Origin of the sequence: Staphylococcus sp. HMSC036D05 (assembly GCF_001836225.1) — a bacterium.
GTDB classification, from domain to species: Bacteria; Bacillota; Bacilli; order Staphylococcales; family Staphylococcaceae; genus Staphylococcus; species Staphylococcus caprae.
Map to the genome: position 1 here is coordinate 719,205 of NZ_KV827781.1, position 18,964 is coordinate 738,168.

The 18,964-nt window shown below is 32.5% G+C and carries 20 protein-coding genes; 5 read left to right on the plus strand and 15 right to left on the minus strand.

Going from position 1 to position 18,964, the window contains the following annotated elements; genetic code table 11:
• Window positions 1–198: 198 nt before the first annotated feature.
• From HMPREF2580_RS08000 to cyoE, 10 genes are all read right to left on the minus strand, one after another.
• Entirely contained in the window at window positions 199–627 is a 429-nt protein-coding gene (locus HMPREF2580_RS08000) for a DUF1433 domain-containing protein (RefSeq protein WP_176747474.1), read from the minus strand.
• Window positions 628–692: 65 nt separating this feature from the next.
• Window positions 693–1,130, minus strand: a complete 438-nt coding sequence (locus HMPREF2580_RS08005; protein ID WP_070831802.1) for a DUF1433 domain-containing protein — start codon at window positions 1,128–1,130, stop codon at window positions 693–695.
• 65 nt (window positions 1,131–1,195) lie between these two features.
• Window positions 1,196–1,633, minus strand: a complete 438-nt coding sequence (locus HMPREF2580_RS08010) for a DUF1433 domain-containing protein (RefSeq protein WP_070831805.1) — start codon at window positions 1,631–1,633, stop codon at window positions 1,196–1,198.
• 295 nt (window positions 1,634–1,928) lie between these two features.
• Window positions 1,929–2,357 (minus strand): DUF1433 domain-containing protein, encoded by a 429-nt coding sequence (locus HMPREF2580_RS08015; RefSeq protein ID WP_070831807.1) that lies wholly within the window; start codon window positions 2,355–2,357, stop codon window positions 1,929–1,931.
• 69 nt (window positions 2,358–2,426) lie between these two features.
• On the minus strand, window positions 2,427–2,864 hold the full coding sequence (locus HMPREF2580_RS08020; protein ID WP_070831810.1) for a DUF1433 domain-containing protein: 438 nt from the start codon (window positions 2,862–2,864) through the stop codon (window positions 2,427–2,429).
• A gap of 67 nt (window positions 2,865–2,931) precedes the next feature.
• Window positions 2,932–3,369 carry a DUF1433 domain-containing protein gene (locus HMPREF2580_RS08025; protein ID WP_070831813.1) on the minus strand — a complete coding sequence of 146 codons (438 nt, stop codon included), beginning with the start codon at window positions 3,367–3,369 and terminating at the stop codon, window positions 2,932–2,934.
• A gap of 568 nt (window positions 3,370–3,937) precedes the next feature.
• Window positions 3,938–4,372 (minus strand): YlbF/YmcA family competence regulator, encoded by a 435-nt coding sequence (locus HMPREF2580_RS08030; RefSeq protein ID WP_002442199.1) that lies wholly within the window; start codon window positions 4,370–4,372, stop codon window positions 3,938–3,940.
• An 18-nt stretch (window positions 4,373–4,390) separates the two neighbouring features.
• Window positions 4,391–5,434, minus strand: coding sequence for a CAP-associated domain-containing protein (locus tag HMPREF2580_RS08035; RefSeq protein WP_002442198.1), 1,044 nt, complete (start codon window positions 5,432–5,434; stop codon window positions 4,391–4,393).
• A 190-nt stretch (window positions 5,435–5,624) separates the two neighbouring features.
• Complete coding sequence (locus HMPREF2580_RS08040; protein ID WP_070831816.1) at window positions 5,625–6,086, minus strand: DUF420 domain-containing protein; 462 nt, start codon at window positions 6,084–6,086, stop codon at window positions 5,625–5,627.
• 25 nt (window positions 6,087–6,111) lie between these two features.
• The gene (gene cyoE, locus HMPREF2580_RS08045; protein ID WP_070831819.1) at window positions 6,112–7,023 is read right to left on the minus strand and encodes a heme o synthase; all 912 of its coding nucleotides are present in this window, start codon (window positions 7,021–7,023) and stop codon (window positions 6,112–6,114) included.
• Between the two features lie 333 nt (window positions 7,024–7,356).
• Here cyoE and HMPREF2580_RS08050 point away from each other — a divergent pair, with 333 nt between their 5' ends.
• Window positions 7,357–8,265, plus strand: coding sequence for a COX15/CtaA family protein (locus tag HMPREF2580_RS08050; RefSeq protein ID WP_037541339.1), 909 nt, complete (start codon window positions 7,357–7,359; stop codon window positions 8,263–8,265).
• Between the two features lie 207 nt (window positions 8,266–8,472).
• On the opposite strand, the gene HMPREF2580_RS08055 is transcribed toward HMPREF2580_RS08050, so the two are convergent.
• The 3 genes from HMPREF2580_RS08055 to HMPREF2580_RS08065 form a co-directional block, all read right to left on the minus strand.
• Complete coding sequence (locus tag HMPREF2580_RS08055) at window positions 8,473–11,922, minus strand: pyruvate carboxylase (protein WP_070831822.1); 3,450 nt, start codon at window positions 11,920–11,922, stop codon at window positions 8,473–8,475.
• A 387-nt stretch (window positions 11,923–12,309) separates the two neighbouring features.
• Window positions 12,310–13,533: a cell division peptidoglycan polymerase FtsW gene (ftsW, locus tag HMPREF2580_RS08060; protein WP_070831825.1), complete on the minus strand. Its 1,224-nt coding sequence runs from the start codon at window positions 13,531–13,533 to the stop codon at window positions 12,310–12,312.
• 329 nt (window positions 13,534–13,862) lie between these two features.
• Window positions 13,863–14,138, minus strand: coding sequence for an Fpa/YlaN family protein (locus tag HMPREF2580_RS08065; protein ID WP_002435383.1), 276 nt, complete (start codon window positions 14,136–14,138; stop codon window positions 13,863–13,865).
• Between the two features lie 144 nt (window positions 14,139–14,282).
• On the opposite strand from HMPREF2580_RS08065, the gene HMPREF2580_RS08070 reads away from it, so the two are divergent.
• Together HMPREF2580_RS08070 and HMPREF2580_RS08075 are read left to right on the plus strand one after the other, a co-directional pair.
• On the plus strand, window positions 14,283–14,765 hold the full coding sequence (locus HMPREF2580_RS08070) for a hypothetical protein (RefSeq protein WP_070831829.1): 483 nt from the start codon (window positions 14,283–14,285) through the stop codon (window positions 14,763–14,765).
• A gap of 1 nt (window position 14,766) precedes the next feature.
• Window positions 14,767–14,961, plus strand: coding sequence for a DUF2197 domain-containing protein (locus HMPREF2580_RS08075; RefSeq protein ID WP_070831832.1), 195 nt, complete (start codon window positions 14,767–14,769; stop codon window positions 14,959–14,961).
• 76 nt (window positions 14,962–15,037) lie between these two features.
• Here HMPREF2580_RS08075 and typA read toward each other — a convergent pair whose 3' ends face one another.
• On the minus strand, window positions 15,038–16,885 hold the full coding sequence (gene typA / locus HMPREF2580_RS08080) for a translational GTPase TypA (protein WP_037541334.1): 1,848 nt from the start codon (window positions 16,883–16,885) through the stop codon (window positions 15,038–15,040).
• Window positions 16,886–16,984: 99 nt separating this feature from the next.
• Between typA and HMPREF2580_RS08085 the strand changes: the two genes are divergently transcribed.
• A complete protein-coding gene (locus HMPREF2580_RS08085) occupies window positions 16,985–17,176 on the plus strand; it encodes a DUF5325 family protein (RefSeq protein ID WP_002442175.1) in 192 nt (63 codons plus the stop codon).
• Window positions 17,177–17,351: 175 nt separating this feature from the next.
• On the opposite strand, the gene HMPREF2580_RS08090 is transcribed toward HMPREF2580_RS08085, so the two are convergent.
• Window positions 17,352–18,173 (minus strand): inositol monophosphatase family protein, encoded by an 822-nt coding sequence (locus HMPREF2580_RS08090; RefSeq protein ID WP_070831835.1) that lies wholly within the window; start codon window positions 18,171–18,173, stop codon window positions 17,352–17,354.
• Between the two features lie 176 nt (window positions 18,174–18,349).
• Between HMPREF2580_RS08090 and HMPREF2580_RS08095 the strand changes: the two genes are divergently transcribed.
• The gene (locus HMPREF2580_RS08095; protein ID WP_037541332.1) at window positions 18,350–18,961 is read left to right on the plus strand and encodes a YktB family protein; all 612 of its coding nucleotides are present in this window, start codon (window positions 18,350–18,352) and stop codon (window positions 18,959–18,961) included.
• The last annotated feature ends 3 nt before the right edge of the window (window positions 18,962–18,964 follow it).

The following is an 18,964-nucleotide window of genomic DNA, read 5'->3' on the forward strand; positions in this document are numbered from 1 at the left end:
TTAAAATATAAATCAATTCTACTTTTTTGAGTATCGATATAATGATTCTTTTTATTCACATGTGAAATATATCCTACACCTGTAATTAATAATACAATCACAAATATAATTATAGGAATAAGTATTTTCTTATTTTTCATCAATAATCTATCCTTTTGTCATTTTTAACGATAGCATAGATCATCATAAAATGTATGTCTAAAACCAGACCAACATTGGTGGATTAGCTTCGTACTTTGTTTTATCTAAATGTTCTTTTTTGATTATTTCGTCAGGTTTCCACTTATTCTTTGGTTCATCCTCTTTAAATAACTTCCCAAAAGTAGCTTGAGGATACCTTATGATTCCATTAAACTGAAAGTTATGCTCATAAGAGCAGTATGCAGTAAAATAATAATCTTTATCATTATTAATGTAACCTTTTATTAAATAATCTCCCATTGAAGTTTTTTGAACTTTAGTTATTTTCATAGAAGTATATTTTTTTAGGTTATATTTAAAATATAAATCAATTCTACTTTTTTGAACTTCTATATAATGATTCTTTTTACTTACATGGGAAATATATCCTACTGCTATTAATATTGTCATAATTAATATTATGAACAACAATGTTTTCTTTCGCATTAATAATCTCTCTTTTCTATTTTAAGTTAGCTAATATAGAAATCAAAGCTATAAAATTATATTAATTAAAACCAGAAAAATGCCGGAGGGTATGCTTCGTATTTTGTTTTATCTAGATGTTTTTTCTTGATAATTTCATCAGTATTTATCGAATCGTGTCCCTCTTCATTTTTTAGTAACTTCCCAAAAGTCTTAGGATTGTAAATAAAATCACCTTTAAATTGAAGATTATCAACAGTAGATATTTGAGCTTTGAAATGATATTTTTTATTTTTATTAATATAACCACTTACAAAGTAAGCTCCCGTCGGATTCTTTCTAAATGCAGTTACATGCATAGAGTTATAATTTTTTAGATTGTATTTGAAATACAAATTTATGCGTTCCTCTTGTGTTTCTATGTAATTTTCTTTCTTATTTTTGTGCAAAATATATCCTATAGTTAAACAAATGATTGCAGCTATAAAGATGAGAAGGATTATTCTCTTTTTCTTATTTTTCATTCATAACCTCTCTTTTTAACATATTTTCAGGATATTATGTCTAAGGAAAATAACAAAAATGATAATCAAAAAATAAAAAACATTGGTGGATCTGCTTCGTATTTTGATTTATCTAAATGCTCTTTTTTGATTATCTCATCAGGTTTCCGCTTATCTTTAGCTTCCTCCTCCTTAAATAATTTTCCTAAAGTTTTTGGTTCGTAACTAGTATCTCCATTAAATTGAAAATTACTCTCATGGGAAGCATACGCAGTAAAATTATAATCTTTATTATGATTAACGTAACCATCAATAAAGTATCCTCCCATTGGTTTTTTTTCAACTTTAACAATTTTCATAGAGTCATACTTTTTTAGATTATATTTAAAATATAAATCTATTCTTTTTTCTTGGGTTTCTATGTAACTATCTCTCTTATTTTTATGCAAAATATATCCTAAAGCTAAACAAATGATTACAGTTAAAACTGAGCAAAGGAGTATTTTCTTTCTCTTATTTTTCATAAATAACTTCCTTTTTCGCCTTTTGTTATTGGTGGATAAAAATTCACAAGATACATTATCCAAAATAGGTAACCAATGATAGATATACTTCAAATTACCATCTAACGAATTTAATCAAATTTTTTTCTAATAAAACTTTTTATATATTTTTAAAAGTTACTCAAAATAAAACCACAAAAATATTAATCAAATCAAATATGTATTTCATATTTTTATTTTATAATAAATTAATATGCGCCATTAAAGTTGAATTCCTAAATAGCTTTGTGTGTGCACATCAGTTCTTATAATATTTCTAAAACCATATAAATAATGGTGGATTAGCTTCGTACTTTGTTTTATCTAAATGTTCTTTTTTGATTATTTCGTCAGGTTTCCACTTATCTTTAGGTTCATCCTCTTTAAACAACTTCCCCAAAGTAGCTTGAGTATAACTTATAATTCCATTAAACTGAAAGTTATGCTCATAAGAACAATATGCAATGAAATCATAATCTTTATCCTTATTAATGTAGCCTTTTATTAAATAATCTCCCATTGGAGTCTTTTGAACTTTAGTTATTTTCATAGAATTATATTTTTTTAAGTTATATTTAAAGTATAATTCGAGTCTACTTTTCTGAACTTCTATATAGTGGTTCTTTTTATTAACATGGGAAATATATACCACAACTATTAATATTGTCATAATTAAGATTATGAACATCAGTACTTTCTTACGCATTAGTAACCTCTCTTTTCTATTTTAAGTTAACTAATATAGAAATTGAGCAAAGCAATAAATTTATATTAATTAAAACCAGAAAAATGCAGGAGGATCTGCTTCGTATTTTGATTTATCTAGATGCTCTTTTTCAATAATTTCACTAGGATCCAATATATACTTAGGATTTTCCTTTTTAAATAACTTTCTTAAAGTGGTTGAACTGTAACTTATAATCCCATCAAACTGAAAGTTTTCCTCGAAAGAAGCATGAGCGTTAAAATAATAATTTTTATCATTATTAATGTATCCTTTAATAAAGTAATCACCCATTGGATTTTTTTCAACTTTAACAATCTTTATAGAAGTATATTTTTTTAAGTTATATTTAAAAAATAGATCTATGCGTTTCTTTTGAGTTTCTACGTAATTTTCTTTCTTATTTATATGTAGAGTATATCCAATAGTTAAACAAATAATTACAATTAAACCTATGAGAAAGATTATTTTCTTTTTACTGTTTTCCATTCAAAACCTCCGTTTTTAGGATTTTTAAGTAATACTTAATGTCTTAGAAATGGCATAAAATACATTATTATAAAGCAAAAAATAATGGAGGTTCAGCTTCGTATTTTGTCTTATCTAAATCACGTTTTTTTATAATATCACTTGGATTTAACAACTTTTTAGGATTATCCTTCTTGAATAATTTTCCTAGAGTTTTAGGATTGTACCCAATATCCCCATTAAATTGATAATTATTCGTGTCTGTTATTAAAGCATGAAAATAAAACTTCTTATTATTATTTATATAACCCTTAACAAAATACCCTCCCATTGGATCTTTTTTAAAACTAGTAGTTTTCATGGACTTATAATTATTAATATTGTATTTGAAATATAAATTTATGCGTTCCTCTTGTGTTTCTATGTAATTTTCTTTCTTATTTTTGTGCAAAATATATCCTATAGTTAAACAAATAATTACAGCTAAACCAATGAGAAAGATTGTTTGCTTTTTCTTATTTTTCATAAATGACCTCTAATTCAAATTGGGTTTCCATTCATATATTAGTTAAGTTTTAATATAATGTTTCCTTTTATATAATTTCCAAATATAAAAACATATCATTATTATTGGTACTATATGTATTAATATAACACTAATCTTTTTCCTATACTATACTTCTAATAGAACTCAAATATTATAATTACAAAAATCCCATAATATTTTTATTATTTGTTTAACGAGGCTACTCATTACCTATACCTACAAATAAGGTATTTCAGGTTAAATATAACAATTAGAAAAGAAATAATAGAATATCATCTTCGTACAATGAGTTTTCTATTCTTACTATTAATCTTAATTACTTAGTTTTTGTAAATTTGTTATTTCTAATCTAGCTCAATTGTCAAAATGTATTACTAGAAATTAAAACACTCGTTTACTTCTTAATGCTTTAAAGCAAATAGCAAATCTCATTTACCTATAACTCCAATAATAAAAAACACTTTCGATGGGGGCTTCATTTGTCTACCATCGAAAGTGTTTTTATAGTTAAATTAAGTTTTTATATCATCTCATCTGTTCTCAACCATTATAATGAACAGTTACATGAACCACCTGTTGCGCATCCGTTATGTCCTGTTTGGAAGAACGGGTTGCCTGCTTCAATTTTCACATTTTCAGAAACTGCAAATGCTATTTTTGTCACTACTTCATCGATTAGGTTTTGGAGTGCGACTTCCTTTGTTTTGTAATCCATGACAACTGGAAGCATTTCATATGCACGTTTACGTTGACGTGTTTCCATCATAATTCGTTTATAGTCAGGGTGATATTTGCCAAATCTCATAACATCATCGTATTGATCTTTCGACTTTAAGAATGCTTGATAAAGTAAATGTGCTTCATCATCATTTTCCAAATAATCTTTAGCATGTTGATACGATTGATACACCTCTGATTGAACAATCATATCAGAGAGATTTTCTATTTCATCTAAAATTGATAACGTTTCTTCAGTAATCATGTTTTCACCCTTTCGATTTTATTTTTCCAAGAATATTAATGAATAATAATCTTTCATCACTTCGCCGCCCATTTCATCATATTTATTATTTAACATTCGAGAGCGATGAATGTCAGAGTTCATCCAACTATGGATTAATGTTGGTACATCGTCAAAGTCATACCCAACGTTCTGACTTGTAGATTTATATGTCACATTGTTTTCGTCTAGTTGTTGCGTAAGAGCATTCTCAGTAAATTCAACACTATCAGATCCATTGTCTGTGGCTTCATATAGATTAATAGACGCGATATGAGCAATATCATTATTTGTTTTAAGAGGTTTTAGACCTTTAAGATGTCTCATCTCATTTGTCACTTCGTATAATGTAATCAGCTGATTAGGATTTTGTTCATAAGGAATAGACGCTTGGTCATTAGAGCTACTATTTTCTTGCTTATTAATTTTATAGGGTTGAAGTGCTGTTAGTGTATCTGCATCTATAAAGCGTACAGCTAAAATTTTATTTGTTTCTTGATCTGAATACACCTGGGCGTAAATGTTCCCATATTTAATTAATGTTTGTGTCTTCATATCTTCATCGGACATTTCGAATCGATATGTTTTACCCTTTGATTGAATTGTAGGTTCTGGATTAATACTTGTATTTTCAAAAAGATGAGAGGCACTTTCACCAATTTTTAATGGATTCACTTTAACGTTGTCCCCTGTGGCGTACACTGACGTAATGATATCTTTTTTAGTGCTCACAATATAATATTGGTCACTTTTTTTAAATATGTAATTCTTATAGCCATTTTTAAAAGGATATGTTCGATCAGCTTGTCCATAGTGTTTCGTCATAAAGTCAATATTCTTACCTATCCATGTTCCAACACCTTGTTTGGGTTTAGGATTTTCAGTATGATTGTTGGACTTCTCAAATTGCTCAGTATGATTACTTTTATTTCCTTTATTCGGGTTCTCTAAGACATCAAATTTGAGACGTGGTGAGTAAAATAAATAAATTAAAAAAGTAATTAAAAAAATGACGCCTACTACTTTGATAACTAACTTTTTCATTTCTCACCCACCTCTAAAGAATTATATTTATTGTACAAAAATATTCTGCTATTTATCAAGACAAGTGGTCATACTTGTCAGACTATTTCACTTTCGCCACGTTAATTTGGTTTAATTTTAATAAAAAAACTGATAAAACCTCATATGAAGTCTCATCAGTATTGTGAAATAGATTGAACTTAGTTATGAACTAAAGTCCTAATGTTGCTTTAATTAATGACGTTGTTTCTCCACCTGGATAAAGTACATATAAAAGAATGTAAACAGCTACGCCTGTAATCGCAGTGAAGAACCAAATAATTGAAGCAATAGGTCCAATCTTTCTATGAATATTGAATTTATCTTTAAATGCTAAAATAATTTGAAATAATCCTAGCACGCCACCAATCGTAGCTAAATTAATATGGAAAACTAAAAAGATAGTGTAGTAAATCTTCACTGAGTCTGGTCCACCGAAAGCGGTATTTCCAATGAAAATTGTTCTACTTGCATAAATAATAAAGAAAGTTAATGCAAAAATTGCTGCCCATAACATGACTTTTTTATGTTTATCAATTTGACGTTTCCAGATTAATCTCCAACCGATAGCGACTAATATCGCACTAATGACAATACATGAAGTACTGATCGTGGGTAAAATGGGTACGCTCATAAGTTTCATCCTTACTTAAGTAATTTTATATCATTTTTATTAATGAAACGACAACAACGAGTACGAAAAATACGACTAAGTAGTTCAATGAATAGATGAACATTTTTGTCGCCCATTTCGTTTGGTCTGAATCCTTTTTGAAGGTTGTAAATCCTAAAGCTAACCATCCTAGGTTGAGTAATGTAGCAATGACTACAAAAGTGACACCTAAGTTTGATAATAAGAATGGTAACGGCAATAAGAATATTAACCAAATAAACATGCTTATTCTCGTACGTTTGAAGCCTTTAACGGATGGTAACATTGGAATATTCGCTAATGAATATTCGTCACTTCGTTTAATGGCTAATGCGTAAAAGTGAACCGGTTGCCAACAAAATACGACTAAGAATAGTGCAATGGCAGCCAAGCTCATTTGACCATCTATTGCTACCCAACCAATTAATGGCGGTACAGCACCTGGAAAGCTTCCTACAACGGTATTCCAAGTTGTGTGTCGTTTAGACCAAATGGAGTAATAAGAAACATATCCTACGATACCAATTAAACCTAAAACGCCTGATGGCACGTTTATTAAGAATAGACAAGCTTCACCTATTAACATCATCCCGAAGCTTAAAATTAATAAGTTTCTGTCTGAGATTCTATCGTTTACAGTTGGTCTACCTTGTTTACTAGGCATGATGCTATCAATATCTTGATCGTAATAGTTATTTAACGCACATGCGCCCCCCATGATTAGGGTAGACCCAACAATCATCATCAATATTTGAGGAATAGACGATAGGAAGGAATGGTTTGTCATTACAACTGCAAGCCAAGCGCCTGCAAATGCAGGAATTAAATTACCTTGAACGAGACCCATCTTAATAATTTGTTGTAATTCTTTGAAGGTTACACGGCCCGTATCCTGTGACAAAGTTTGATCTTTGTTCATAGTTCCCCTCCTTGAATTTTTCATATAGTACAATGATATAGCAATTTTTATTAAAAGACTAGGTTTTATAAAATTAAATTGTGACACTTTAGCGACATTATAAATCGTCGATTTTGTGACACAATTAAAAATGGTATTCTTGTTATAATAGGTTAAAAGTAAAAATATGTACATTAATCTAAAGTACTGAATCATCAAGTGTCATCACAAGTGTCTCATGAAGTAGTTTAAGGCTTAACTTTGAAGTTAAACTCAACGTTTAATTGATAATAAAGCTAGTTTCTACATATCATTTAAAAGTGAGTACTTTAGTTAATGATGGGGTGTTTATCATTGTTTAGAAAGCAAAACCTTAAATGGTTAGGTGTTTTAGCTACGATTATTATGACCTTTGTTCAATTAGGTGGTGCCCTCGTAACTAAAACAGGATCAGAAGATGGCTGTGGTTCATCATGGCCATTATGTAATGGTGCACTTCTTCCTCAGAACTTACCAATTCATACAATTATTGAGCTAAGTCACAGAGCAGTATCAGGTCTTTCTCTTATTGTTGTCCTTTGGTTAGTAATTACAGCATGGAAGAATATTGGGTATATTAAAGAAATAAAACCACTTTCAATCATCAGTGTTGCTTTCTTACTTATCCAAGCACTTATTGGAGCTGCCGCCGTGATATGGCAACAAAATGCATATGTCCTAGCATTACATTTCGGTATTTCTTTAATTAGTTTTTCATCTGTATTTGTAATGACTTTAATTATATTCTCTGTCGACCAGAAATATGAAGCTGATGAATTATTTATTAAAAAGCCGCTTCGTACGTTGACATGGTTAATGGCCATTATTGTCTATCTTACTATTTATACGGGTGCATTGGTAAGACATACGAAATCAAGTCTTGCTTACGGTGCTTGGCCTGTACCTTTCAATGATATTGTGCCTCATAACGCACATGACTGGGTACAGTTTGCACATAGAGGTATGGCGTTTATTACTTTCATGTGGATTATGTTCACATTTATTCACGCGATTAAGAATTATTCAGATAATCGTACTGTAAGATATGGCTATACAGCAGCGTTTATTTTAGTTATTTTACAAGTCATTACTGGTGCATTATCAGTGATTACGAATGTGAATTTAATCGTCGCATTATTCCATGCATTGTTTATTACATTCTTATTTGGTATGATCGCTTACTTCATCTTGTTGATGTTAAGAACAACTCGCAGTATGAAGTAACCTCATTTATCGAACAAACACACACTAAAGTTCATAAGCTATTACACATTATAAATACGCGCCCTTCAAGGTATACTCACGTAAATTATCCTTGAAGGGCGCGTATTTATCTATGCTGAAGTACCAAACCGCTATCGTTGGCGAATACAGAAGCCCGCCCAATTGTGTAAACTGACGTATTGTCACACAATTGGGCGGGCGGGCATGTTAGGATAGCTTTTCTATTTCAACGAGTAAATCGCCTGTCGCAATCGCATCGCCACTGACTACATTCACTTGTTTAATTACACCATCAAAAGGTGCTTGTATAGTAGTTTCCATCTTCATCGCTTCAGTAATTAGCAATGGTTGATTTGCTTTTACTTCATCGCCTACAGATACTTTCACTTCTGTTACTGAACCAGGCATTTGTGCCCCAATATGACTAGGATTCGTTTTATCAGCTTTTGGTTTTACATTCGCATTCGTCTTTACATTTTCATCTTTAATATAAATACGACGTGCTTGACCATTCATTGCGTAGTAAATAGTACGATTACCATTTTCATCAGGTTCACTAATCGTTTCAAGTTTAATAATTAAACGTTTACCAGTATCAATTTCAATTTCTACTGTTTCACCATTACGCATACCAAATAAGAATGTTGGTGTATCTAATAACGATAAATTACCATATTGAGCTTTCGTTTGAATATATTGCTCATAAACCTTTGGATATAAGACATAGCTAATCACATCTTGCTCAGTCACTTCGTCATGTTGTTTCTCAGCTAACGCTTCACGAATTGCTTCAAAGTCCACAGGTTCTAAATATTCTCCTGGTCTTTCAGTAAGTGGAACTTGTCCTTTAAGAATGACATCTTGTAACTTTTGATTAAATCCGTTTACCGGTTGACCAATTTCTCCTTTAAAGAATGAGACTACCGATTCAGGGAAATCAAGTTTATGACCTTCGCTAAGTACTGACGATTCATCCAAATCATTCTGTACCATGTAAAGTGCCATATCTCCGACCACTTTAGATGATGGTGTCACCTTGACAATATCTCCAAATAAGAAATTCACTCTACGATACATATCTTTAACTTCATCGAAACGCTCTCCTAAGCCTAAACTTTTAGCTTGTTGACTTAAATTTGAATATTGTCCGCCCGGCATTTCATGTTGGTAAATTTCAGTATTAGGTGATTTAATGTCACTTTCAAAGTCCGTATAATATGGACGAACTGTTGCCCAATAATGGCTCAGTTCTTCTAATCCCTCAATATCAGTTCTTAAATTACGAGGGAACCCATTCAATGCGTAGTAAAGAGAGTTTGCACTAGGTTGACTTGTTAACCCGCTCATAGACGCGACAGCTGTATCAATAATATCAACACCTGCATCAATCGCTTGTTTATACGTGAGTAAGCCATTTCCACTCGTATCATGTGTATGCAGATGAATTGGTAAATCGACTGCTGATCGTAATTCTCCAATTAATTCATTCGCTGCTTTTGGTTTCAGTAGGCCTGCCATATCTTTAATTGCTAAAATATGGAACCCTTCTCTTTCGAGTTCTTTAGCCATTTTCACATAATAATCTAATGTATAAATATTAGACCGTTCAACATTCAAAATATCTCCAGTATAACAAATTGCACCTTCAGAAATTTTACCTGCTTCTTGAACGGCCTCGTTTGCGACTTTCATTTGATCTACCCAGTTTAATGAATCAAATATACGGAATACATCTACGCCTGCTTTAGCACTTTCCTCTACAAACTTTTTAATGACGTTATCAGGATAATTTTTATATCCTACTGCATTGGATGCACGTAAAAGCATTTGGAATAATACATTTGGGATTGCTTTACGTAGACGTTCAAGACGTTCCCATGGATTTTCCTTTAAGAAATTATAAGCAACATCAAATGTTGCCCCGCCCCACATCTCTAAAGAAAAGCTATCTTTAAATACTTCAGCCGTTTTAGAGGCGATATTCATCATATCTTTCGTTCTTACACGTGTAGCTAGTAAAGATTGATGCGCATCTCTAAAAGTTGTATCCGTAATTAATACATCTTCCTGTGCTCTAACCCAATCTGCTACGCCTTTAGGGCCTTGTTCATCTAGAATTTGTTTCGTACCAGATAAATGATTGATACGCTCGTGAGACACTTTAGGTATAGAAGTAGATTCATACTCTGGTTTAAGACGTTGCGCTACATTTGGGAAACCGTTAATCGTCACATTCCCAATATATTCAAGTGTCTTCGTACCTCTATCAAGCGTCGGTGCAATATCAAATAATTCTGGCGTTTCTTCTATAAATTTAGTTGTATAATCGCCACTTCTGAATTTATCGTTACGCATCACATTAATTAAGAAAGGTATGTTCGTTTTCACACCACGGATACGCATTTCACGTAATGAACGTTCCATCTTCTCTTCGGCTTGCTTAAATGAAAATGCATGCGTAGAGAGTTTAACAAGTAATGAATCGTAATAAGGAGAGATTTCAGCACCTTGGAAACCATCACCAGCATCTAATCTTACACCAAATCCGCCACTTGAACGATAAGCGATAATTGTACCTGAATCAGGCATGAAATCATTGGTTGGGTCTTCTGTTGTAATACGACATTGAATTGCATACCCAAGTGTTTGGATATCTTGTTGTTGTGGCATTGCTATTCTCTCACCAAATAACGATTCGCCATCAGCAACTAAGATTTGTGTTTTAACAATGTCAATTCCTGTAATCATTTCAGTGATAGTATGTTCAACTTGAACACGTGGATTCACCTCTATGAAGAAGAATTCATCGCCTGAAACTAAAAATTCAACTGTCCCAGCATTGACATATTTAATATTCTCCATGAGTTGAATAGCCGCTTCACAAATACGTTCTCTCAAACTTTCCGATAAACCAACTGAAGGTGCGACTTCTACAACTTTTTGATGGCGTCGTTGAACTGAACAATCTCTTTCATATAAATGTATGATGTTACCTTGTTCGTCACCAATTACTTGCACTTCAATATGTTTCGGATTATCAATGTATCTCTCAATGTAAACTTCGCTATTGCCGAAAGACTTTTCAGCTTCTGACTTAGCACGGTGAAAGGCATCTTCAAGTTCACTCTCTTCACGAACAATACGCATCCCTTTACCACCGCCACCACTTGTAGCTTTAATCATCAGTGGAAAACCAGCTTCAAGAGCAAATTGCTGTGCCGCTTCAAAGCTTTCAATTGGCCCATCAGTACCTGGAATCACAGGTAAATTGGCGCGAATGGCTGTTGTTCTTGCCTTAACTTTATCTCCAAACATACCTAAATGTTCTAAATGAGGACCAATAAACTTAATACCTTCTTCTGCACAACGACGCGCAAATTGTTCATTCTCACTTAGAAAACCATACCCAGGGTGAATCGCATCGACACCTGCACGTTTTGCTACCTCGATAATTCGTTCAATATTTAAATAACTTTCAGCAGGACCTAAATCACTACCAACGAGATAGGACTCATCTGCCTTATATCTATGTAATGAACTTTTATCTTCATTAGAATATATTGCTACTGTACTGATATTTAATTCTGCTGCTGCTCTAAAAATCCTAATGGCGATTTCACCACGGTTAGCAACAAGTAACTTCTTTATATGTTTCAAAAGCTGAGACACCCCTCGTAATATTTTGAATTTTCTAACTAATTAGATAATAAAATTTTATCTTAAATGCTTGAATAATTCTATAGTAATTTACAAAGTTAAAAACAATTTATCGTTTTGTAACATTTTGTTGAATCAAAACTTTTCTCACAACTTCAAAATGAAATAACGATCATGTTTATGATTTAACTTCAATAAAACTTATTACTATTGATAACTTAATATTATCATCTATATTTCTCATATGCTAGTTTGACATCTTTCCTTTACAGAATTTTAAAATTTTCACCAGTCTAATTTAGTTTATAGACAAAAAAAGACAACCTATAGAGAAGTGATTCCTACATAGTAAGGACACAACTTCAATAGATTGTCTCTCTTTTATATTCAATTATAACGGCGTTTGATATCGATTTTACGTTGTTTAAGACGTTTATCATCTTGTTTGATTTGTTTAGCGGTAATTAATAAAAGTCCCATCGCAATACTTAAACTAATCATGGCTGAACCACCAAAACTAATAAATGGTAACGGGACACCTGTTAACGGAATCGTCGCAGAAATACCACCAATGTTTACAAATGTCTGACTTCCTATATAACTTGCGATACCGACACATACTAATTTATAGAAATGTGAAGGTGTTTTATTCGCTAATTGGAACGCACGATATACAATGAAATATTCTAAAATAATAACGATTAATCCACCCACAAGACCTAATTCCTCACAGATGACTGCGAAAATAAAATCGGTATGTGGTTCAGGTAGATACCCTAGTTTCATTATACTGTTGCCAAGTCCACGTCCGAATAAGCCTCCATTACCTATTGCCATTAAAGAGTTGGAAATATGATAACCCGTACCAGATTCCTGACCAAATGGATTAGTTAATGTGCTAAAACGCGCCTCTAAGTAACTTGGAACCATGTGTAAAATCAACATAAAGGTGGCGATGATAACAAAGCCTATAAATACTAATATTCCCCATTTCAACATGTTCTGTACACCGATGCCAGAATAGAAAATGATAGAGAAAAATATAATCAGTATTAACATTGTTTGTCCGACGTCTTTTTGGAAAAGTACAAGTACCAGACAAGTTACTACAAATAGAATTGGACCTAAGATTAACTTGATGTTTTGTCTCACTGCCGGCATTTTCTTTTCAATCATAAAAGGTATGTAAAGAATAATGGCAATTTTAAGTAACTCTGATGCTTGTAGGTTCATAAATCCTAAATTAATCCAACTTTTAGAACCATTGATATTTTTACCAATAACTAATGTTAAAAGTAAAAGTAGGAATATACCAATCATCATTCCCTTTTGAACATTAGGTTTCTTCAGGATTTTCACATTCATGATGAATGCCATAAAGAATACGATGGCGAAACTCATAATGACGTACAGTAGCTGTCTATTATAAAAGTACGTTCCAGAAACGGCTACACCACCGATTAAGGTACCTTTAGTCGCAGCGACCATACTTGCACTATAAACCATTACTAATCCAATCAAACAAAGGACTACATATGTAACCAACAATGGATAATCGATAAATTTAGAAGTTTTTCCAATATACCGCATTATATTTTTAAAATTATTCATATACTAGATCATCCAATTCTAAATTTTTAAAGTTAATCACTTCGTTGACTTAGTAAATTTATCTTCACTTTTTAAAAAGCTGTCTTACCTATTATATACTTGAATCCTTAGAATTAACAAATATTATTAGGTTAAGTGCGCATTTATTTTAAAAACAATTAAACAAAAATGACTGAGTAAGATATCGAATTAGATACCATCTCAGTCACTGATACGATAACGTATATGTACAATGGATGTTTATACGTGGTCGTGATTATATATTGAATCAACGCAATTATTTCGACACTTTAAATAAGTGCGTTATGTTATCTATGATAAATAAAACATTAAACGTTTGTGAAAGCTTCATGTAATTTAGAAAGTTCTTTTTCCAGTCTTAACATTAATTGCTTACCATCTTCTTTATCAACTAAACCAAGTTGAACAGCAAAATCAACCTCTTTTTGAAGGCCAAACATTTGAGTATCTAGCACTTCTTCATAAAGCGGACAAGAAGGTAAAGTTAAGTTATCCATTTGAACTTTAATTAGATGTAAAATTCTATCCGCATCTTTATTCAACTGGTCATATGCCGCATTATTTAATTTCGATTGGTTAGCCATGACATATTCCCCCTATCATTTCAATTAATATCTTCACATTAGAAGTTTATCTTAATAGATATTAAAAAGCAAGTGAATTTGAATTAAGTCGGTATGAATTTATGTTAAAATAATTGAAGATAAAAAATTAGGGAGTGGGCATATATGATTCAAATTAAAGGCGCAGTCAAGTTCCCTATCTCATTAGATAGTACAACTTGGATTTTTGATGACAGAAAGGTAAGTATCGACGATTTAGAACGTGGGGTATTCGACGGTACTCGTCCAGTTAAGTTTGAAGATAACACTGAATGGAATCGAGCAATTCTAGAAGGACAAACAAATCCGCCTACGCTTGATTCTGAAATTAAATATAAAAAACGTTCAGTTCTAGAAGGTACATTTGTGATTAATATGACTCCATTTTTCAAAAATGCTGAACCACATCAAGAAGCAAAAGCGATTAAATTATATAATGAAGAGCATTCTATTGAAGTACCAATGGATTTATTACCTTATTTATTCTTCCAATTCGCAAAAGATGGCAAACGTTTATACAGCGATAACGCAGTAGATAGCTTTGTTTACATTCCTGAAGAAGGGTATACATATGAATTTAAATATGTAACTCATATTGAGGTGATTTAATGTGTTAGAAGTTCAATGTATCATTTGTGAAACTAAAGTATTCATAGATGAGAATACTTTGGAAGCTAAACGTCTAAGAAATAACCCTATTCGCACTTTTATGTGTGATGATTGTAAGAGTCGTTTAGACACGCCTAAGCAACGCCAACCACAAGTGATCAATGAGAATCCTCAAAAGCAAGATAGTAACTCATAAAATAATAATGAATCGTAACTAATAAAAAGGTGCGACTCAAGTCATTTTAGAGCTTGAGTCGCACCTTTTCTATATCTTATTGATCTTCTTGCATCATTTGTTTAACACGTTTTGCTTCTTTTTCACGTGCAGATTTATTTAATATTTTCTTTCTTAATCTAATACTTTCTGGTGTTACCTCTACTAACTCATCGTCATTGATAAATTGTAGCGCTTCTTCAAGCGTTAAAATTCTAGGACGATTCATCGTTTGTGTTTGGTCTTTCGTTGCTGAACGTACGTTAGTTTGATGTTTCGCTTTAGTGATATTAACTGTTAAATCATTTTCACGGTTATGCTCACCAACAATCATACCTTCATAAACTTCTGTACCTGGTTCCATAAAGTTTACACCACGGTCTTCTAAGTTAATAATCGCATATGATGTTGCTTGTCCTTGGTCCATTGAAATCAATGCACCATTACGACGTCCACCAATTTGAGCTTTAACACGAGGTCTGAACTCTTCGAAAGTATGGTTGATAATACCATAACCACGTGTCATAGACATAAATTCAGTTGTATAACCAATCATACCACGCGCTGGAACCATAAAGATTAAACGAGTTAGACCGTTATCTGTTGTCAACATGTCTAACATTTCACCTTTACGTGCACCTAATGATTCGATAACTGCACCGGCATTTTCTGAAGGAACCTCACATTGTACACGTTCAAATGGTTCGCTTAATACGCCATCAATTTCTCGTAAGATAACTTGAGGTTTAGAAACTTGTAATTCGAAACCTTCACGTCTCATGTTTTCAATTAAGATTGATAAATGTAATTCACCACGTCCAGCTACAACCCATGCATCTGGTTGGTCTGTTGGTGTAACCTTTAATGAAACGTCTGTTTCAAGTTGTTGTTCTAATCTTTCTTGAATTTGGCGTGCAGTTACGTAGTCACCTTCACGACCAGCGAATGGTGAATTATTAACACGGAAAGTCATCTCAAGTGTTGGTTCATCAATACGTAATACAGGTAACGCTTCTTGATGATCATGTGGAGTAACTGTTTCACCAACGTTAATGTCTTCCATTCCTGATACAGCAATCAAGTCGCCTGCTTGTGCTTCTTCAATTTCTTCACGTTTTAATCCGAAATAACCGAAGATTTTAGTTACACGGAAGTTCTTAATAGACCCATCTAATTTAATTAATGAGACATTATCACCAACACGCATCTTACCTCTGAATACACGTCCAATACCAATACGGCCAACGTAGTCATTATAGTCTAATAATGCAACTTGGAATTGTAATGGCTCATCATGATTGTCAACAGGTGCAGGTACGTAATCAATAATTGTTTCATAAAGAGATTGCATATTTTCATCTTGTTTATCTGACTCAAGACTTGCTGTACCATTTACTGCTGATGCATAAACAACTGGGAAGTCTAATTGTTCATCATTTGCTTCTAATTCGATAAATAAGTCTAATACTTCATCTACTACACCTTCTGGTCGTGCAGCAGGTTTATCGATTTTATTTACAACTACTACAGGTTTTAAGTTTTGCTCTAATGCTTTTTTAAGCACAAAGCGTGTTTGAGGCATTGTACCTTCATAAGCATCGACAACAAGTACAACACCGTCTACCATTTTCATGATACGTTCAACTTCCCCACCGAAATCGGCGTGTCCAGGTGTATCTAATATATTAATACGTGTGCCCTTATAATCAATCGCCGTATTTTTAGCAAGAATCGTAATACCACGTTCTCTTTCTAAATCGTTTGAATCCATTGCACGTTCGTCGACATGTTCATTCTCTCTGAAAATACCAGACTGTTTAAGCAACTCATCTACTAAAGTTGTTTTACCATGGTCAACGTGCGCAATAATCGCTATATTACGAACATCTTCTCTTAAATTAGTCATTTTATAAATTTCCTTTCTTGAGTAAACTCCCACTTTTAATTACAACTGTTTTATTATATCATATATTAGTGAAAAGATAAGTAAAAGGTGGGGTATGGGATGCAACAAAAAAAATCAAAAGGCATCTTCTGGGTGTTCTCTATTTTAGCAGTCGTTTTCTTAACTTTATTTAGCTTTGCAGTAGGCGCTGCAAATGTTCCAATGATGATTTTAACATTTATACTACTCATTGCAACATTTGGCGTTGGCTTCACAGTTAAAAAGAAATACCGTGAAAATAATTGGCTATAAAGAAATCATCTGATTAATTTATTTTGAATCATGTTACAAACTGGCTAGACCATTAATATAAGCATAATAGCTCCCAAAATGAAGGATATTCACTTTCATTTTAGGAGCTCATTTTATTTCAAAATTTCATTATATCATTTTCAGAACAAAACGTTGTGTCTTGTCGGCTTTCCCATTACTTTCTACCAAATCGCTTTTCATGATGCGACGCGATGGTCTCTTTAAACTCGCTTAAATATTGATTTAATATTTGGTCATGTAATTGTTTATTTGCCATTACTATAGAATTAGGTCGATTCATTTCCAATGGGTCACCTAATAAGTTTGTACCTATTCCTCCAACTTCATTCAAAATCATCAAACCACCGGCATAGTCCCATGGTTGCAATCTTGGAGTGAGATATGCAGCGAGTTGTCCTTTAGCCACACTTATAATTTCGAGTGCAGCACTTCCATAAGCACGTGCACTTCTTGCATCATTTACAATTGGCATAAATATCTTGCCCATAATCGGTTTGGTTAACCAATTAGGATTGATTCCAATGATACTTGTTTTAAGTTCAGTATCTTCTAGAGGCTTAAGTAGATGAGTATTTTCATAGGCACCTTCTCCAACCTTTGTATGATATAGAACATCCTTCATGACATCGTAAACAAAACCAGCATAAGGTTCCCCATTATAATAAATCCCAATTGAAATAGCGAAATTTTCTTGTTGATGTACAAAGTTAAGCGTTCCATCAATTGGATCAATAACCCAAATGACACCCTTCGTATCCGTTAATTCATGTCCGTGCCCTTCTTCCCCTATCACACGGTGGTCTGGATAATTGTGGTGTATTGTTTCATAAAGGAAATTTTCAGTAGCTTTATCAACATTTGTAACTAAATCATTAGGATTAGACTTCGTTTCAATATCCAAGTCTTCTTTCATCCAATGTCTTACTTTATTCCCAGCCTCTAATATTATACCTTTAGCAAAATCGTATAGTGCCATCGTATCATCTCCTATTACTTAACATTATACATGATGTTTTCTCGAAAATTATATTAATACATATTGATATACCTTAATTGTAAAATTTGAAACCCTCATAAGTAAGGTTCTAACTTTAGATAATAGATAAATACTTGTGCTACAATAACGGTAATCAATACATGAGGAGGCATAAAATGACTAAATATACATTTGCGCCAAAAGATTTTAAAGCATTTGATGTTGATGGTTTAGAGAATAGAATGGAAGCACTGAATGAGCATGTTAGACCACAGTTAAATCAATTAGGAGACTATTTCGCTGATTATTTCAGTTCACAAACAGGTGAAGAATTCTATCCTCACGTAGCGAAACATGCACGTCGAAGCGTGAACCCACCTGTAGATACTTGGGTTGCATTCGCACCTAATAAACGTGGTTATAAGATGTTACCTCATTTCCAAATTGGATTATTTAGAGATCAACTATTTATTATGTTCGGTGTCATGCATGAGGCTAAAAATAAAGCCGAACAAATGAAAATCTTTAAAAAGCATTTTGATAAAATCAAAGCATTACCTAACGACTATAGCTTATGTTTAGATCACATGAAACCTGAAAAAACACTTATTAAAGATATGAGTGAAGATGATCTTAAAAAAGCAATTGATCGCGCAATTAACGTGAAAAAAGGTGAGTTTTTCGTAGCACGAGCAATTGAACCTTCTGATAAAAGATTGAAAAGCGACAAAGCTTTCTTACAATTCGTAGAAGAAACATTTGATCAGTTCTTAAAATTTTATCAATAAAAT

Bases quoted from the DNA above. Each gene is read 5' to 3' on its own strand.
- HMPREF2580_RS08030 (WP_002442199.1), bottom strand. From the start codon at position 4,372: ATGATTACTGAAGAAACGTTATCAATTTTAGATGAAATAGAAAATCTC.
- ftsW (WP_070831825.1), bottom strand. From the start codon at position 13,533: ATGAATAATTTTAAAAATATAATGCGGTATATTGGAAAAACTTCTAAA.
- cyoE (WP_070831819.1), bottom strand. From the start codon at position 7,023: ATGAACAAAGATCAAACTTTGTCACAGGATACGGGCCGTGTAACCTTC.
- HMPREF2580_RS08070 (WP_070831829.1), top strand. From the start codon at position 14,283: ATGATTCAAATTAAAGGCGCAGTCAAGTTCCCTATCTCATTAGATAGT.
- HMPREF2580_RS08085 (WP_002442175.1), top strand. From the start codon at position 16,985: ATGCAACAAAAAAAATCAAAAGGCATCTTCTGGGTGTTCTCTATTTTA.
- HMPREF2580_RS08090 (WP_070831835.1), bottom strand. From the start codon at position 18,173: ATGGCACTATACGATTTTGCTAAAGGTATAATATTAGAGGCTGGGAAT.
- HMPREF2580_RS08005 (WP_070831802.1), bottom strand. From the start codon at position 1,130: ATGAAAAATAAGAAAAAGAGAATAATCCTTCTCATCTTTATAGCTGCA.
- HMPREF2580_RS08025 (WP_070831813.1), bottom strand. From the start codon at position 3,369: ATGAAAAATAAGAAAAAGCAAACAATCTTTCTCATTGGTTTAGCTGTA.
- HMPREF2580_RS08035 (WP_002442198.1), bottom strand. From the start codon at position 5,434: ATGAAAAAGTTAGTTATCAAAGTAGTAGGCGTCATTTTTTTAATTACT.
- HMPREF2580_RS08065 (WP_002435383.1), bottom strand. From the start codon at position 14,138: ATGGCTAACCAATCGAAATTAAATAATGCGGCATATGACCAGTTGAAT.
- HMPREF2580_RS08095 (WP_037541332.1), top strand. From the start codon at position 18,350: ATGACTAAATATACATTTGCGCCAAAAGATTTTAAAGCATTTGATGTT.
- HMPREF2580_RS08000 (WP_176747474.1), bottom strand. From the start codon at position 627: ATGCGAAAGAAAACATTGTTGTTCATAATATTAATTATGACAATATTA.
- HMPREF2580_RS08040 (WP_070831816.1), bottom strand. From the start codon at position 6,086: ATGAGCGTACCCATTTTACCCACGATCAGTACTTCATGTATTGTCATT.
- typA (WP_037541334.1), bottom strand. From the start codon at position 16,885: ATGACTAATTTAAGAGAAGATGTTCGTAATATAGCGATTATTGCGCAC.
- HMPREF2580_RS08020 (WP_070831810.1), bottom strand. From the start codon at position 2,864: ATGGAAAACAGTAAAAAGAAAATAATCTTTCTCATAGGTTTAATTGTA.
- HMPREF2580_RS08015 (WP_070831807.1), bottom strand. From the start codon at position 2,357: ATGCGTAAGAAAGTACTGATGTTCATAATCTTAATTATGACAATATTA.
- HMPREF2580_RS08010 (WP_070831805.1), bottom strand. From the start codon at position 1,633: ATGAAAAATAAGAGAAAGAAAATACTCCTTTGCTCAGTTTTAACTGTA.